Genomic DNA, 15,331 nt, shown 5'->3' on the forward strand with positions numbered 1-15,331 from the left:
TGTGCACCGGAACGCCACGGGGCCCGGCCGGGAACGCTCCCGGCCGGGCCCCGCGCGGCCCGTCCCGCCGGTGCGGGCAGGCGGTCCGGCCTCAGGCCTTGGGGCCGCCCGCGGCGTAGACGACCTGCCCCGAGACGAAGCCGGCGCCCTCGCTGACGAAGAACGACACCAGGTGCGCGATGTCCTCGGGCTGCCCGACGCGCTGCACCGGGATCTCCTTGGCCGCAGCGGCGATGAAGTCCTCGAAGGAGACGCCCACCCGCTCGGCGGTCGCCTTCGTCATCTCCGTCTGGATGAACCCGGGCGCCACCGCGTTGGCGGTGACGCCGAACTTGCCGAGCTCGATCGCGAGTGTCTTGGTGAAGCCCTGCAGACCGGCCTTGGCCGCCGAGTAGTTGACCTGACCGCGGTTGCCCAGCGCCGAGGTGCTCGACAGGTTGACGATCCGGCCCCACTTGGCCTCGATCATGTGCTTCTGCACCGCGCGGGTCATCAGGAACGCGCCGCGCAGGTGGACGTTCATGACCGTGTCCCAGTCGGACTCGGTCATCTTGAACAGCAGGTTGTCCCGGGTGACACCGGCGTTGTTGACCAGGACCGTCGGCGCGCCCAGCTCGGCGGCGATGCGGCCCACCGCGGCCTCGACCTGCTCGGGGTCGCTGACGTCGGCGCCCACGGCCAGCGCCCGGCCGCCGGCCGCCTCGATGGCCGCCACGGTCTCCTTGCCGGCGGTCTCGTCCAGGTCCAGCACGCCCACGGCGAACCCGTCCTGCGCCAGCCGTAGGGCGGTGGCCGCGCCGATGCCGCGGGCGGCCCCGGTCACGATGGCCACACGGGCCCCGGTGGTGCTTGCCTCGCTCATACGGAAGATCCCTCTCGTGTCTGCGCCGTCGAGTGCGCTCCCGACACGGTACGGCGGCCCACCGCGCTCCCTACCGACCGGTAGCCCCCGGCGCGTCGGTACGCGCGGCGCCGACGACGTCGACCCGGTCGAAGCCCTCGTCCGTCGTGGGCGGCCCGAACCGGGCCGCGGTGCCATAGAGCCCGGCCAGGGGCACGCGGGCCCGTCCCTCCCGCGCCTCGTTGCGCGCCACGCAGGTGTCCACGGGGGTGTCCAGCCAGACCGCGCGGACGCCGACGCCGGCCGCCCGGGCCGCGGCCACCAGCGGGGCGCGGTCCTCCGGCGTCGCGTCGGTGTTGTCGACGACGACGCTCGACCCCTGCGCCAGGAGCTCCGCGACCACCCGTTGCTGCCGGGCCTCACGGCGGCGCGCGTTGGGCCAGTGGTCCTTGCTCACCACCACGTGCGAGCCGCCCAGGTGCTCGCGCACCCAGGTCGACTTCCCGCTGCCCTGCAGGCCCACCATGACGACCAGCTCCTGCGCCGGCCCCGCCTCGGCGTGGCTCATCTCTGGTGCCCGGCCACTGCCGGCCTCCTCCCGGATCTGCGGAGGGCCGGGACCCCGTTCAGGCCGACTTCCGCAGCGGGGTCACCTCGGCGTCGTCCGGTGCCCGCCGCGGAGCCGGGTGCTCCACGAGCGCCAACACCCGCCCGGCCATGAAACGGGCCGTGCGGACCGGGGTGCCACCGCGGGTGGTCTCCGTGACCTCCACGACGCCGCGGCCGTGGGTGACGTCCACCCGCCGTCCGGCACGGGTGGCCTCGATGTCGTACGTGCGGGTCGCACCGCCGGCGTCGATCACTATCTCTACGCGATCGCCCTTCATCATCGTCCTCCGAAGACGTCCGGCCGGGCGGGGTGCCCGACATGGTGACAACGTCCTCCGGGGGTCTGACATTCCGCCCTGACCTGCACGTTCGGTCCTGGACCGACCCCGCTCGACGGTCGGCTCCGCGCTCGCTGCGGTCAGTCCTCGGAGTGCTTGCGGCCGGGCAGGTGCGGCTGCAGCGCACGCACCGAGGCCAGCGCCGCCCGCCGGGCGTTCGCCCGCTGCCGGGCGCGGCTGGTCCGCGGCGCCCGCGGCTCCTCGCGCAGCAGCGCGTCGAGCCAGTGCCCGCGTGGGTCGACGTCCACGAGCATCGCCTTGACCAGCAGTGTCAGCGGGATCGCCAGCAGTGCCCCGAGCGCGCCCAGCACCCAGCCCCAGAACAGCAGGGCGACGAAGGTGACCGTCATGGACAGCCCGACCGAGTCGCCGACGAACCGCGGCTGGATGAGCGTCTGGACGACGAAGTTGAGCAGCGCGTAGACCGCGACGACGACCCAGAACTCCGTCCACCCGCCGCCGAGGAGTCCGAGGATCGCCGGCGGCACCAGCCCGAGGACGAAGCCGATGTTGGGCACGTAGTTGGTGATGAACGACAGCAACCCCCACACCACCGGCAGCGGGATGCCGATGATCGCCAGCGCGATCGTGTCGCCGATCGCGACGATCGCCCCGAAGACGGTGCTGACCAGCAGGTAGCTGCGGGTGCCGCGGGCGAACAGCCCCAGCGCGATCGGCAGGTGCGGACGCTCGGCGGCCACCAGCGCCAGCCGCCGGCCGAACCCGCCGGACTCGATGGAGAGGAACACGATCGCCGACAGCAGCAGGACCAGGGTGGTCGCGGCGTCGCTGACCCGGGCGAGCAGGCCGGTGGCCACCCCGACGAGCTGGCTGTAGTCGAACTGGGCGACGAGGTCCGACAGCTGCCCGGAGACGATCCCGCGGTCGTTGAGGTCGGCCACCACCGAGGCCAGCAGCCGCTCGGCGGAGCCGGCGTAGTCGGGGAGCAGGTTGGCGAACTGGGCGATGGAGACGACGAGCAGTGCCACGAAGGCCAGCAGGATGCTCCACACCAGCACCAGCAGGACCGCCGCGCTCAGCCAGCGCGGCCAGCCGTGCCGCTGCAGGAAACGTTGCACGGGCATGAGCGCGATGACGACCACGAGCGCGAGCAGCACCGGGCCGACCAGCCAGGCGATCGACCGGACGCCGGCGATGGCGATCGTGGCGGCGGCGCAGCCGACGAGCAGCACCAGCCAGCGCGGCAGCCCGGCGGTCGAGGGGCCGACCTGCTCGGGGGCTGCGGCCACCGGCCCCGCGGCCGGCGCCGGGTCGGCCGCGGCAGCGGCGCCCGAGGTGGCGGCGTCCACGGCGGCTGCCTGCACGCCGGCGGCGTCGGCCGGGGTGAGAGCCGTGGCCCCCGCCGCGGGAGGCACGTCGGCACCGGTGCCCGGGAGCCGCTGCTGAGCGACCATCGTCCTCGTCCCGCCGGCTCAGCCCGCGGCGCGTGCGGGGACCAGCCCGCCCGCCGCCTCGACGTCCTGTCCGCCCATGTGCACTCCGCTCTCCCCCCGTGCCGCGCCGCAGTACCCGGGCACGAGCGTGGCATGCCGGGCCGTCGGGCTCAGGTACCCGCACCGTCCAGCAGCGCCGTCATCCCCGGCAGGTCGAAGAACGCCGCGGTCTCCCGGGCGGTCGGCCCGCCGGCGTCCGGGTCGGCACCGGCGTCCAGCAGCACGCGCACGGTGTCCGCCGACTGCTTGAACACCGCGGCGGCCAGCGCCGTCTGGCCCCGGTCGTTGGCGCGGCCGGGGTCTGCGCCGCGGGACAGCAGCGCGGCCACGGTGTCGGCGTGGCCCTGGTACGCGGCGAGGATGAGCAGCGTGTCGCCCTTGTCGTTGGTCAGGTTGGCCGGCACCCCCGCGTCGACGTAGGCCGCCAGCTCCTCGGTCGCGCCGAACCGCGCGAGGTCGAAGACCCGCGCCGCCAGTTCGATGACGCCCGGGTCGATGCCGCCGCCGCTGTCCGCGTTCACACCCCGAGCCTAGGAGGTGCCCCGCGTCGCGACCGGTCCGGCGGAGAGTCAGACCAGCCGGGGCGACCTCGTCCGGCTACATCCTCACTGTCAGGCGGTGGCGACCCGGTCGGTGAGGGCCAGCACCCGCTGCCAGACGTCGGCGCAGGCGCCGGCCCAGTCGCCGTACGCCCGGTCGAAGAAGGAGTGCGGGGCGCCGTCGTAGACCGCCGTCTCCACCTCCGCACCACCGGCCCGCAGCCGCTCCGCCAGCGTCAGCTGGTCCTCCACCGGCGTCGCGCTGTCGGCACCGGCGATGACCATCAGCGTGGGCCGGGTGGCGGTCACCTCGCCGACCATCGCCGGCCGGCCGTAGAAGCCGATGCAGGCGGCGAGGTCCAGGTCGCCGCCGGCCAGCCGCCACGAGTGGCTGCCGCCGAAACAGAAGCCGACGGTCACCACCGGCAGGTCCGGCCGGGTGCGCTCCCGCAGGTACGCGACGGCCGCGGCGACGTCGGCGTCCACGCCCTCCGGCGTCGTCTGCGGGATGTGCGTCTGCCAGTCGAAGTCCTGCTCGCGGGTGCCGGTGGGCGGCAGCTCCGCCGTCCGCCCGAAGTAGTCGACGGCCAGCGCCGGGAGACCGGCCTCGGCGAAGCGCGCCGCGAGGGCGACATAGTAGGGGTGCAGCCCGCGGATGTCGGGCAGGACGACAACCCCCACGCGGGCCGGCCCACCGGGAGCCGCGTAGGCGGCGGCGAACTCGGTGCCGTCGGCCGCGGTGAGGGTCAGGGTGCCGCGCTCGACGACGTCGCCGCTGCGTGGCGGCGCGGGTGGGCGGCTGTCGGTGTCGTGGCACATGACGGGTGTTCTACCGGGCCGGAGGGAGCGCCGCCCACCGGCCCCGGCTCAGGTGTCGGCGGCGGCGTCGGCCGCGTCCGCCGAGCCGCCGAAGACGCGCGCGGCCACCTCGCGGCGGGCGTCGGCGAGCCAGTGGTGCTGCTTGTCGGCCTGCTCGATCAGCCGCTCGAACAGCGCCGCGTCGATGCGGTCGTCGACGGCGGCGACCTCCCGCAACGTCTCGAAGCCGGCCCGCTTGGCCAGCACCGCGGTGGCGATGAACTCGAACTCCACGAGGTCCGACAGCGGCGAGCGGGAGAGCAGGTGCCCGTTGAGCTTGACCCGGGACAGCTTCTCCCCGATCCACGTGGCGACCTGCTTGTACTGGCGTACGGGCACGCCCAGCGACTGCATCGTCGTCTCCAGCGCCGCGCGCTCCTCGCGCAGCTCGCCGAGCAGCTCCTCCAGCCGCGGCCCGTACCCGCTGCCGCGGTGGCGGCCCAGCATCCGGCTCACCAGCTCGATCCCGCCCGTCGCCGCGGCGAGGTGGTCGTTGGTGTAGACGCCGAGCAGCTCGACGTTGCGGATCGCGCCTGACGCGGACGGCTCGGGCACGGGCACTCCCAGGGGTCGGACTCGGTGACCTCGTCATTCTCGCTCCCCGGTGATCACCGCGCGCGACGACGACGTCCGGCGCCGGCCCCGGGGTCAGCCCTCCGCGCGGGCGAGCAGCCGCGCGGCGGTCGGGCGCAGTTCCCGCTCCAGCTCCCACAGGCCCGCCGCCAGCCGCTGGCCCACGGCCTGGCGGGAGATGCCCAGCGCCGCGGCTGCCCGCGCCTGGGTGCGCCCGCCGGCGACCAGCTCGGCCGCCTCCCACGCCTGCGGGCTGCGCCGCTGGACGACCACGGCCAGGGCCGTCAGCACCGCCTGCGCGTCGGCCGCCTCGGTGGGGACCGCGCCGCGGACGGCCAGCCGGGTGCCGCGCTGCCGGGCGGCGTCGGAGGCACGGCGGGCGGACAGCAGGGCCGATCCGGTGGGACGTGCGCCGTCGGGCAGCGCCCCGGCGCCCACCCCGACGTACCAGCCCGGCGTCCGCACCAGACCGAGGACCACGTCGACGGCGGCGGCCGGGTCGGCCAGGACCCCCTGCAGGTCGCCGTCCGCCGCCCGGGCGAACGGCCGGACGGCGGGGAGCTCCCCGAGGTGGCGCAGGGCCGCCGCGACCTGCTCGGGTGCACCCCCACCGGACGCGACGGCGGTCACCACGAACGGCACCGGGCAAGCCTGTCAGCTTTCCCCGGGCCGGACCAGGACCTACACCCGCGCGGCGACGTCGGGCGGGAAGCCGCCGGTCGCGACCGGGCCCCACCGCTCGATCGTCACCCGCAGCAGCGACTTGCCCTGACGGGTCATCGCGGCGCGGTACTCGTCCCAGTCCGGGTGCTCGCCGCTGATCGACCGGAAGTACTCGACCAGCGGCTCGAGGGCCTCGGGCAGGTCCAGCACCTCGGCGCGGCCGTCCACCTGCACCCACGGTCCGTCGAAGTCGTCGGACAGCACGCACAGGGAGACGGCGGGGTCGCGCCGGGCGTTGGTCACCTTGGCCCGCTGGGGATAGGTGGAGACGACGATGCGGCCTTCACCGTCCAGCCCGCAGGTCACCGGGGAGAGCTGCACTCCCCCGCTGCCGCGGCGGGTCACCAGCACCGCCTTGTGGCGGGAACGCAGGAACTCCTCGAGCGCGGCCCGGTCGACCCGGTCCGTTGTCGCGGTCTTCGGCATGGGGCGACGCTACGACGCCGCAACGATGATCGTTTCCGCCCGGCTGGTGGCATCCATCTGTGTTGTGATCGACCCATGAGGCTCCGCTCGTTCGGCCGACCCGCCGCGCACCCCGAGGCGGGGGCCACCTCGTCGGACCGGTCCGACCGGGCCGACCGGTCCGACCGGGACGGCACGCCGGCGGCCGTGACCAGCGCCCCGGCACCGGTCGAGGGACGCGGGCCCCGGCTGCAGCACGCCCTGCGCGCGCTGGCGGTCTTCTCCGCGCAACTGCTGCTCATCGTCGCGGCCCTGGTCGTCGTCGGGTACGTGCTCGGCCGGCTCTGGGTGATCCTGCTGCCGATCGTGCTGGGGCTGTTGTTCGCCACGGTGCTGTGGCCGCCCACCCGCTTCCTCCGCCAGCACGGCTGGCCGCCGGCGCTGGCCGCGGCGCTCGTCACCGTCGGCGCCCTCGCCTTGTTCGGCGGCATCATCGCCGCGATCGCCCCCTCGGTGGCCGACCAGGTGGGCGAGCTGGCCGACCAGGCCAGCGGCGGGCTGCAGGAGCTGCAGGGGTGGCTGACCGGGCCACCGTTCAACCTCGGCGAGGACCAGATCGGCCAGGCCGTCGACCAGGCCATCAACTCGATCCAGAGCAACGCCCAGAACATCGCCGGCTACGCCCTGACCGGCGCCTCGGCGATCGGCAACGGCCTGATCAACCTCGTGCTGGCGCTGCTGCTGGCCTTCTTCTTCGTCAAGGACGGCCCGCGCTGGGTGCCGTGGCTGTCGGCGCAGACCGGCTCCCGCGCCGCGCCGCACGTGGCCGCGCTGTCCCACAAGACCTGGTCCACCCTGTCGGACTTCATCCGCCAGCAGGCCCTCGTCGGCTTCGTCGACGCCTTCTTCATCGGCCTCGGCCTGTGGATCCTCGACGTCCCGCTGGTGCTGCCCCTGTCGGTGCTGACCTTCTTCGGCGCCTTCATCCCGATCATCGGTGCGTTCGTCGCCGGCGCCTTCGCCGTGCTCATCGCGCTGGTGAGCAACGGCTGGACGACGGCGCTGATCGTCCTGGCCATCGTGCTGGTGGTGCAGCAGCTCGAGGGCAACGTGCTGCAGCCGATCATCCAGGGCCGCGGGTTCAACCTGCACGCCGCCGTGGTGATCCTGGCGGTCACCGCGGGCGGCAGCCTCGCCGGCATCACCGGCGCGTTCCTCGGCGTCCCGGTCGCCGCGCTGATCGCGGTCATCTACCGGTACGTGCGCGACGAGCTCGACGGCCGCTCCCCCGAGGTCGCCGACGACGGCACCCGACCGCAGGTCACCGGGGACGAGCAGGGCGCGGCGCTGACACGGGAACCGGCCCCGGCCGACGGCGGACCCGAGCACCCCCGCGGGTGAGCCCGGGAATGTCCGCGGCCCGCAGCGGGCTGCACATGCCGTAACACCGGATCCTGAGGAGGCACCCCACCGTGGCGCAGCGACCCGAGGACCTCGTCGAGCTCCTCGCCGGGGCGGAGCCCTTCCTGACCCGCGAGGCGCGGGTGGCCGGCGCCGGCGACCGCCGCGGTCTCGTCCTGGTCCACGACCTGGCCGGCGAGTTCGACGCCGCGCACGCCGGCGCCCTGGCCGGCGCGCACCTGCTGGCCAGCCTGCCGAACGAGGTCATCGCACGGTTCGACGTCGACAGCCTGGTCGACTACCGCGCCCACCGGCCGCGGATGACGTTCAACGGCGACCACTACGAGTCCTTCGCCGCCCCCGAGCTGCTGCTCCACGCCCTCGAGGACGACGCGGGCGAGCCGTTCCTGCTGTTGCACGGCGCCGAGCCGGACTTCGCCTGGGAGCGGTTCGTCGCCGCGGTGGCCGGACTGGTGGAGCGGCTGGGCGTGACGTCGGTCGTGGCGCTGCAGGCCATCCCGATGCCGGTGCCGCACACGCGTCCGGTGACGGTGACGGCGCACGCGTCCCGTCGTCCGCTCATCGCGGAGTACCCCGTGTACTGGGGCGAGATGCGCATCCCGGGCAGCGTCGCGGCGCTGCTGGAGCTGCGGCTGGGCGAGGCCGGTGTCGACGCGTTCGGCGTGGCCGCGCACGTGCCGCACTACCTGGCGCAGGCGACCTTCCCCGCGGCGTCGCTCACCCTGCTCGAGCACCTGTCCCGGCTGACCGGGCTGCACGTGCCGACCGACTCGCTGCGCGAGGCCGCCGAGGTGCACCGCACCGAGGTCGACGAGCAGATCGGCCGCAGCAGCGAGAACACCGCGGTCGTCGCGGCGCTGGAGCAGCAGTACGACCAGTTCACCACCGCCCGCGAGGGCAGCGAGCTGCTCAGCGAGATCGGCGAGGTGCCCAGCGGCGAGGAGATCGGCGCGGAGCTCGAGCGGTTCCTGGCCGAGCAGGAGCGCCGCCGCGGGGAGTGACCCTGCCCGGCAGGGCACCGATCACGGACATCCACCGCCAGCCGATCGGCTCGACGCCGACGATGGTCAGCGCGGCGGTCGGGGCGGGAACGCGGGACGGGCCGCGACCGGGGGTCCCGGTCGCGGCCCGCCTGTGGTGCGGTCGGCTGAGGTCAGCCGGCGACGACCACGTGCTCGTTGGGCACGCAGTGCGTCATGACCAGGCCCGCGACGTTGCGGGGGCCGTTCTTGCCGAGGTTGGCGGCGCGCTGCTGCTCCTCCTCGGTCAGGGTCTGCGTCTGCAGGGGCGGCAGGCCACGGACGTCGTCCGCGGTGATGCCGAGACCCTCACCGACGCGCTGGCCCAGCTCGTCCTCGCACATGAAGAAGTGCCAGACCATCCGCTCCTGGATCTCGCGGCGGCACTGCGAGAGGGCGCCGACCAGGTTCGTCACCAGGTCGTCCTTCTCCCACTGCTCCGACAGCAGGTAGCGCTCGCCGGCCTGCTCGTAGTCGTTGGTCCGCGGGATCCGCTTGCGGGTCAGCCGGCCGGTGATGACCGGACCCTGCTCGTCGTGGGCCGGGTACTCGGCCTCACGCAGGCCACCGGTGATCGACGGCTCGTAGTTCACGTGCGGGTTCTGGCCGGGGGCGATGTCCACGCCGTAGGCCATCTGCCCGTCGCGCTGGTTGGTGTGGACCGTGGCGTTCTTGGCCTGGTTCACCGGCAGCTGCAGGTAGTTCGGGCCCACCCGGTAACGCTGGGTGTCGGAGTAGGAGAACGTCCGGCCGACCAGCATCTTGTCGTCGGAGAAGTCCAGGCCGTCGACCAGGACGCCGGTGCCGAAGGCGATCTGCTCGTTCTCGGTGAAGAAGTTCTCCGGCATCCGGTCGAGGGTCATCGTCCCGACCTTGCGCAGCGGGAAGACCTCTTCCGGCCACACCTTGGTGTCGTCGAGCGGGTCGAAGTCCAGCTCGGGGTGCTCGTCGTCGCTCATCAGCTGCACGTGCAGCTCCCACTGGGGGAAGTCGCCGCGCTCGATGGCGTCGTAGAGGTCCTTGGTGTGGTGACCGAGGGTGTTCGCCTGGATGGCGGCCCCGTCAGCGGCCGTGAAGGACTTCACGCCCTGCTTGGGCAGCCAGTGGTACTTGACCAGCACGGTCTCGCCCCGGGCGTTGACCCACTTGTAGGTGTTCACGCCGAAGCCCTGCATGTGCCGGTAGGACGCCGGCAGGCCGCGGGGGCTGAAGACCAGGGAGACCATGTGCATGGCCTCGGGGGTCTGGCTGAAGAAGTCGAAGGCGCGCTCGGCGACGTTGGCCTCGAACGTCACCGGGTCCGGCTTCTGCGAGTGGATGAAGTCGGGGAACTTGATGGCGTCCCGGATGAAGAAGACCCCCAGGTTGTTGCCGACGAGGTCCCAGTTGCCGTCCTCGGTGTAGAACTTCACCGCGAAGCCGCGCGGGTCGCGGGCCATCTCCGAGGAGTCCCGGCCACCGGCGACGGTGGAGAAGCGGATCGCCACGTCGGTCTTCTTGCCCTTCTCCTGGAAGAGCTTGGCGCGGGTGTACCTGCTGATCGGCTCGTCACCGACGGTGCCGTCGGCCTCGAAGGAGCCGAAGGCGGTGACGCCCCGGGCGTGCACCACGCGCTCCGGGATGCGCTCCCGGTCGAAGTGGCTGATCTTCTCGAGGAACTGGTAGTTCTCCAGGGTCGCCGGGCCACGCGCGCCCACCGTCCGCTGGTTCTGGTTGTCGTAGACCGGGTGACCCTGACGGTTGGTCAGGACCGCGCGGTCGGCCTCGCTGGCCGCCGGGCCCTGCGATGCGACGTCGGTCATGCTCGTACTCCTCCTCGATTGTCCTGCTCGGGGACCTGCGCTGCCTCCGCCGGCGCCACTGCCCGGCAATCCCGGCAGAGACCCCAGAAGACGACCTCCGCCTCGTCCACGACGAAACCCGCCGTGTCCGAGGGCGTCAGGCACGCAACCGCACCGACGGCGCAGTCGACGTCCGCGACCGCGCCGCAGGAGCGGCAGACCAGGTGGTGGTGGTTGTCGCCGACCCGCAGCTCGAAGAGCGCGGGCGCGCCCGCGGGCTCGATCCGCCGGGCGAGCCCGGTCGCGACGAGCGCCTTGAGCACCCCGTACACCGCCTGGGGCGACAGCGACGGGTGCAGTTCACGGGCACCGGTGACGATGGCGTCGGCGTCGGCGTGGGGGTGCTCGGCGAGCACGTCCAGCACCGACAGCCGGGGGCGAGTGACCCGCAGCCCGGCCGCCCGGAGCCGGTCTGCCCACGTCGTCTCCATCGGGGTCCACCCAACCCCGTTTTCTTGATTCAGTCAAATCAAGGACTCCCCCGGGACGGCCCCATCCGGCCCCCCTCCCGAAGTTCCGTCCCGGATGGCGCCCTGAGCCCAGGGGGGTGGGGAGGGCGGAGCCCCTCCACGGCGAGCTCACGGCGTCCGCGCTCAGGCGAAGACGATGGTCTTCTCGCCGTCGACGATCACGCGGTCCTCCACGTGCCAGGTCACCGCCTGGGCCAGCACCTGGCGCTCCACGTAGCGGCCGATGCGCCGCATGTCCTCCACCGACGCGCGGTGGTCGACCCGGGCGACCTCCTGCTCGATGATCGGCCCGGCGTCCAGCTCCGGCGTCACGTAGTGCGCGGTCGCCCCGATCAGCTTGACGCCGCGGTCGTACGCCGCCCGGTAGGGGTTCGCGCCGACGAACGCCGGCAGGAAGCTGTGGTGGATGTTGATCAGCCGCTCGGGGAACCGGCTGCAGAAGTCCGCCGAGACGATCTGCATGTAGCGGGCCAGCACCACCAGGTCCACGTCGCCGACGAGCTCCAGTGCGCGCGCCTCCGCCGCCTCCTTGGTCTCCGGCGTCACCGGCACGTGGTGGAACGGGATGCCCGCGGCGTGGGCGACCGGCTCCAGGTCGGGGTGGTTGGAGACGACGGCGGTGATCTCGGCCTGCAGGTCGCCCGCCCGCACCCGGTAGATGAGCTCCTGCAGGACGTGGTCGGTCCTGCTGACGAACACCGCGATGCTCGGCCGGTGCGCGGCCTCGGTCAGCCGCCAGGTCATCTGCCACTGCCGCGCCAGCAGGTCCAGCGCCCCCTCCAGCTGCGAGCGCCGGGCCGCCAGGTCGGCGAGCATGAACTCCAGGCGCAGGGTGAAGGTGCCTCCGGTGGGGTCCGAGGAGTGCTGCTGCGAGTCGGTGATGTTGGCCCCGACGTCGGCGAGCAGCCGGGAGAGCACGGCGACGATGCCGGGGCGGTCGGGGCAGCGGACGACCAGGCGGCCGGCGTCGGCGGGGCGGGGCTCGTGCAGGCCAGCGACGGACATGATCGGGATCGTCGCAGAACGCGACGGACCGTCCCGGCCGGGGGTGCCGGCCGCCCCGGCGTCACCCTCCCGGCGGACGACCTGCTCACCTCGCAGCGGGGCTCACCCGGCGGGCAGCCGGGCCGGGCGGCGCTGCCCGACGTCGAACAGGTCGCCGTACTCCTCCACCCGGGCCAGCACCTCCTCGGTGCGGAAGCGCAGCAGGCCGGGGTCGGCGCCGTCGACCACCGCCTCGACCTCGTCCCAGCCGATCGGGGTGGAGACCGTCGCGTCGGGGCGGGCGCGCAGCGAGTACGGCGCCACGGTGGTCTTCGCCGGGTTGTTCTGGCTCCAGTCGATGAGCACCTTGCCCGGCCGCAGCACCTTCTCCATACGCCAGACGACCTCGTCGGGGGTCTCCGCCGACAACTCCTGCGCGAGCTGCTTGGCGTACCGGCTGGGGTGCTCGCGGTCGGTCACCCGGATCGGCGCGTACACCTGCATCCCCTTCGACCCCGACGTCTTCACCACCGGGTCCAGGCCGTCCTGCACGAGCCGCTCGCGCAACCGCTCGGCCACCTCGCAGCACTCGAGGATGCCGGTCTCCGGCCCCGGGTCCAGGTCGAGCACGAGCAGGTCGGGCAGCGCCGGCTGCAGCTTGCTGCCGACCTGCCACTGCGGCACGTGCAACTCCAGCGCGGCGAGGTTGGCCGCCCAGGCGAGGTCGGCGACCGTCTCGAGGACGACCATGTCCAGGGTCTCCCGACCGCGGGAGCTGCCCGGACTCGGCACCGTCACCCGCCGCACCCAGTCCGGGGCGTGCCGGGCGCTGTTCTTCTCGAAGAACGCCTGCCCCTCCACGCCGTCGGGCCAGCGGGTGAAGGTGACCGGCCGGCCGGACAGGTGCGGCAGCAGCACCGGCGCGATCCGCACGTAGTAGTCGATCACCTGCGCCTTGGTGAACGAGACCTCCGGGAAGAGCACCTTCTCCAGGTTGGACACGGTCAGCTGCCGACCGTCCACCCGCACCAGCTGCCGGCTCACGCCCCCTCCCGTGCCCCGGACGGCGGCCGGGAACGCATCACCACTCCTCCACGACGTCCTCGGGCGCGATGTCGTCGCGCAGCCCCCGCCACGAGGGGTGCCGCAGCCGGCCGTCCGCCGTCCAGACGGCGAAGGCCACCTCGCCGACCAGGTCCGGCTCCACCCAGCGCGCGTCGCGGATCACCTCCCGCGGCAGCGCGCCCACGAACGGGCTGGTCCGGCGCGGGGTGAACAGCTCCTCGAGGTCGCGCAGCGCCTGCGCCGTGAAGCCGGTGCCGACGTGCCCGGCGTAGACGAAGCGGCCGCCGTCGTCGTGCACGCCGACCAGCAGCGACCCGACTCCCCCGGCGCGCCGGCCCTGCCCCGGCCGCCAGCCGCCGACGACGACGGACTGGGTGCGGACGTTCTTGACCTTGCGCCAGTCCGGGCCGCGCAGGCCGGGGCGGTACGGGGAGTCCAGCCGCTTGGCGACCACCCCCTCCAGGCCGTTCTCCCGGCTGGCCGCCAGCACCGCCTCGCCACCGCCCCGGAACCAGGGCGTGCCCGTCCAGCGCTGCCCGCCGACGCCGAGGGCGTCCAGCCGCTCGCGCCGGCGCTCGTAGGGCAGGCCGGTGAGGTCCTCCCCGTCGAGAGCCAGCAGGTCGAAGACGAGGTAGGTGACGGGCGCGGCGGCGGCCATTCGCGCCACCTCCGGGCCGGTGCGGTGCATCCGGCCCTGCAGCGCACCGAAGTCCGGGCGCCCCTGGGCGTCGAGGGCGACCACCTCGCCGTCGAGGACGGCGTCGTGGCCGGCCAGCTGCGCCGGCAGCCGGGCGAGCTCCGGATAGCGCACCGTGATGTCGGTGCCGCTGCGCGCCCAGAGCCCGAGCGTGCCGGCCCGCACGACGGCGACCGCCCGGACGCCGTCCCACTTGAACTCGTAGCCCCACTGCGCGTCCTGCTCGGGCGCCGGGAGCGGCGCGGCGGTGGCCAGCATCGGGGTGGGCACCGCGACCGGCGCAGCCACCTCAGGCGGTGCGGCGGGCGCGCTTGGCCGGCTGGTCCGCGGTCGCCTTCCCCGCGGCCGGGGTCCGCTTGGTGGCCGTCGCCTTCTTCGCGGCCGTCGCCTTCTTCGCGGGGGTCCTGGCCGCGGACTCCTCGGCAGCCATCGCCGTGCGGGCCGTCGCCTTCCGGGCCGTCGCCGTGCGGGCCGTCGCCTTCCGGGCCGTCGTCTTCCGGGCGGTGGTCTTCCGCGCCGGCCGCTCCTCGACCTCGTCGTCCGCGCGGGCGGAGGCCCGCTTCGCGGCGGTCGCCTTCTTCGCCGGGGCACGCCGGGCGGGGCCGTCGTCCTCCGCCGGGGCGCCGCCCCGGGCCGTCTCGACACTGCGGCGCAGGGCGCTCATCAGGTCGACGACGGCCGCTCCGGAGTCGGCGGTCTCCGGCAGCGGCTGCACCTCGCCGCCGCTCTGCTTGGCCTCCAGGAGCGCGGACATCGCCTCGCGGTAGTCGTCGGTGAAGGCCGCGGGGTCGAACTCGCCGGTCATGGAGGTGATCAGCGCCTCGGCCATCTGCAGTTCCTGGGGCCGGACGGCGATGTCCTCGTCGAGGAAGGCGAAGTCCGGACGCCGGATCTCGTCGGGCCAGCGCATGGTGTGCAGCACCATGACGCCGTCGCGGACGCGCAGCGCCGCCAGCGACTCCCGCGAGCGGATCGCGATCTTGGTGATGGCGACCTGACCGGCGTTCTCCAGGGCGTCGCGCAGCAGCACGTAGGGGCGGGTCGCCGAGGCGTCGGGCTCCAGGTAGTAGGTCTTCTCGAAGTGGATCGGGTCGATCTCGTCCTGCTCGACGAACTCCAGGACCTCGATCTCGCGGCGCGAGGCCAGCGGGAGGTCCTCGAAGTCCTCGTCGGTGAGGATCACCAGCTGACCGTCGGGCAGCTCGTAGCCCTTGGCGATCTCGGAGTACTCGACCTCCTCGCCGTCGATCGAGCAGACCCGCTTGTACTTGATCCGGCCGCCGTCGGTGGCATGCACCTGGTTGAACCGGATGTCGTGGTCCTCGGTCGCGGTGTACAGCTTCACGCCGATGCTCACCAGGCCGAAGGACACCGCGCCGCGCCAGATCGACCGCATGCCGCTCTCCTCCGGAAGGCCCGTCCCAGACCGCGGGCGGGGAAGGCCTTGCGCGGTCAAGATCGCAGGATAGGTCCGTTCCCCGGCGAGCGGCAGG

The 15,331-nt window shown here is 73.6% G+C and carries 17 protein-coding genes; 2 read left to right on the top strand and 15 right to left on the bottom strand.

Going from position 1 to position 15,331, the window contains the following annotated elements; genetic code table 11:
• Positions 1-91: 91 nt before the first annotated feature.
• From fabG to CRP39_RS08445, 9 genes are all read right to left on the bottom strand, one after another.
• Positions 92-862, bottom strand: coding sequence for a 3-oxoacyl-ACP reductase FabG (gene fabG, locus CRP39_RS08405; RefSeq protein WP_097205935.1), 771 nt, complete (start codon positions 860-862; stop codon positions 92-94).
• 70 nt (positions 863-932) lie between these two features.
• Entirely contained in the window at positions 933-1,409 is a 477-nt protein-coding gene (locus CRP39_RS08410) for an ATP-binding protein (protein WP_245853691.1), read from the bottom strand.
• A gap of 58 nt (positions 1,410-1,467) precedes the next feature.
• Positions 1,468-1,704: a hypothetical protein gene (locus tag CRP39_RS08415; protein ID WP_245853694.1), complete on the bottom strand. Its 237-nt coding sequence runs from the start codon at positions 1,702-1,704 to the stop codon at positions 1,468-1,470.
• Between the two features lie 164 nt (positions 1,705-1,868).
• A complete protein-coding gene (locus CRP39_RS08420) occupies positions 1,869-3,203 on the bottom strand; it encodes an AI-2E family transporter (protein ID WP_097205937.1) in 1,335 nt (444 codons plus the stop codon).
• A 149-nt stretch (positions 3,204-3,352) separates the two neighbouring features.
• The gene (locus tag CRP39_RS08425; RefSeq protein WP_216359662.1) at positions 3,353-3,763 is read right to left on the bottom strand and encodes an ankyrin repeat domain-containing protein; all 411 of its coding nucleotides are present in this window, start codon (positions 3,761-3,763) and stop codon (positions 3,353-3,355) included.
• A 90-nt stretch (positions 3,764-3,853) separates the two neighbouring features.
• On the bottom strand, positions 3,854-4,600 hold the full coding sequence (locus CRP39_RS08430) for a dienelactone hydrolase family protein (protein WP_097205938.1): 747 nt from the start codon (positions 4,598-4,600) through the stop codon (positions 3,854-3,856).
• Positions 4,601-4,648: 48 nt separating this feature from the next.
• The gene (locus tag CRP39_RS08435; RefSeq protein WP_097206286.1) at positions 4,649-5,194 is read right to left on the bottom strand and encodes a hypothetical protein; all 546 of its coding nucleotides are present in this window, start codon (positions 5,192-5,194) and stop codon (positions 4,649-4,651) included.
• Between the two features lie 93 nt (positions 5,195-5,287).
• On the bottom strand, positions 5,288-5,854 hold the full coding sequence (locus CRP39_RS08440) for a hypothetical protein (RefSeq protein ID WP_097205939.1): 567 nt from the start codon (positions 5,852-5,854) through the stop codon (positions 5,288-5,290).
• 39 nt (positions 5,855-5,893) lie between these two features.
• Positions 5,894-6,361 (bottom strand): PPOX class F420-dependent oxidoreductase, encoded by a 468-nt coding sequence (locus CRP39_RS08445; protein WP_097205940.1) that lies wholly within the window; start codon positions 6,359-6,361, stop codon positions 5,894-5,896.
• 75 nt (positions 6,362-6,436) lie between these two features.
• On the opposite strand from CRP39_RS08445, the gene CRP39_RS08450 reads away from it, so the two are divergent.
• Together CRP39_RS08450 and CRP39_RS08455 are read left to right on the top strand one after the other, a co-directional pair.
• Positions 6,437-7,741 carry an AI-2E family transporter gene (locus CRP39_RS08450; RefSeq protein WP_097205941.1) on the top strand — a complete coding sequence of 435 codons (1,305 nt, stop codon included), beginning with the start codon at positions 6,437-6,439 and terminating at the stop codon, positions 7,739-7,741.
• A gap of 71 nt (positions 7,742-7,812) precedes the next feature.
• A complete protein-coding gene (locus CRP39_RS08455) occupies positions 7,813-8,763 on the top strand; it encodes a proteasome assembly chaperone family protein (RefSeq protein ID WP_097205942.1) in 951 nt (316 codons plus the stop codon).
• Between the two features lie 152 nt (positions 8,764-8,915).
• On the opposite strand, the gene CRP39_RS08460 is transcribed toward CRP39_RS08455, so the two are convergent.
• The 6 genes from CRP39_RS08460 to ku form a co-directional block, all read right to left on the bottom strand.
• Entirely contained in the window at positions 8,916-10,583 is a 1,668-nt protein-coding gene (locus CRP39_RS08460; RefSeq protein ID WP_097205943.1) for a catalase, read from the bottom strand.
• Complete coding sequence (locus CRP39_RS08465; protein ID WP_097205944.1) at positions 10,580-11,053, bottom strand: Fur family transcriptional regulator; 474 nt, start codon at positions 11,051-11,053, stop codon at positions 10,580-10,582. Before CRP39_RS08465 ends, CRP39_RS08460 begins: the two co-directional genes overlap by 4 nt.
• 162 nt (positions 11,054-11,215) lie before the next feature.
• A complete protein-coding gene (gene purU / locus CRP39_RS08470) occupies positions 11,216-12,097 on the bottom strand; it encodes a formyltetrahydrofolate deformylase (protein WP_097205945.1) in 882 nt (293 codons plus the stop codon).
• 102 nt (positions 12,098-12,199) lie between these two features.
• Positions 12,200-13,120 carry a non-homologous end-joining DNA ligase gene (gene ligD, locus CRP39_RS08475; protein ID WP_097205946.1) on the bottom strand — a complete coding sequence of 307 codons (921 nt, stop codon included), beginning with the start codon at positions 13,118-13,120 and terminating at the stop codon, positions 12,200-12,202.
• Between the two features lie 37 nt (positions 13,121-13,157).
• Positions 13,158-14,126, bottom strand: coding sequence for a non-homologous end-joining DNA ligase (gene ligD / locus CRP39_RS08480; protein ID WP_245853696.1), 969 nt, complete (start codon positions 14,124-14,126; stop codon positions 13,158-13,160).
• Between the two features lies 1 nt (position 14,127).
• Positions 14,128-15,234, bottom strand: a complete 1,107-nt coding sequence (gene ku, locus CRP39_RS08485) for a non-homologous end joining protein Ku (protein WP_097205947.1) — start codon at positions 15,232-15,234, stop codon at positions 14,128-14,130.
• Between the last annotated feature and the right edge of the window lie 97 nt (positions 15,235-15,331).

The sequence above is a fragment of the Geodermatophilus sabuli genome (assembly GCF_900215145.1).
Taxonomy (GTDB): domain Bacteria; phylum Actinomycetota; class Actinomycetes; order Mycobacteriales; family Geodermatophilaceae; genus Geodermatophilus; species Geodermatophilus sabuli.

Coding starts and splice junctions, on each gene's coding strand:
- fabG (WP_097205935.1), bottom strand. CDS start 862: ATGAGCGAGGCAAGCACCACCGGGGCCCGTGTGGCCATCGTGACCGGG.
- CRP39_RS08410 (WP_245853691.1), bottom strand. CDS start 1,409: ATGAGCCACGCCGAGGCGGGGCCGGCGCAGGAGCTGGTCGTCATGGTG.
- CRP39_RS08420 (WP_097205937.1), bottom strand. CDS start 3,203: ATGGTCGCTCAGCAGCGGCTCCCGGGCACCGGTGCCGACGTGCCTCCC.
- CRP39_RS08430 (WP_097205938.1), bottom strand. CDS start 4,600: ATGTGCCACGACACCGACAGCCGCCCACCCGCGCCGCCACGCAGCGGC.
- CRP39_RS08445 (WP_097205940.1), bottom strand. CDS start 6,361: ATGCCGAAGACCGCGACAACGGACCGGGTCGACCGGGCCGCGCTCGAG.
- CRP39_RS08450 (WP_097205941.1), top strand. CDS start 6,437: ATGAGGCTCCGCTCGTTCGGCCGACCCGCCGCGCACCCCGAGGCGGGG.
- CRP39_RS08460 (WP_097205943.1), bottom strand. CDS start 10,583: ATGACCGACGTCGCATCGCAGGGCCCGGCGGCCAGCGAGGCCGACCGC.
- CRP39_RS08465 (WP_097205944.1), bottom strand. CDS start 11,053: ATGGAGACGACGTGGGCAGACCGGCTCCGGGCGGCCGGGCTGCGGGTC.
- purU (WP_097205945.1), bottom strand. CDS start 12,097: ATGTCCGTCGCTGGCCTGCACGAGCCCCGCCCCGCCGACGCCGGCCGC.
- ku (WP_097205947.1), bottom strand. CDS start 15,234: ATGCGGTCGATCTGGCGCGGCGCGGTGTCCTTCGGCCTGGTGAGCATC.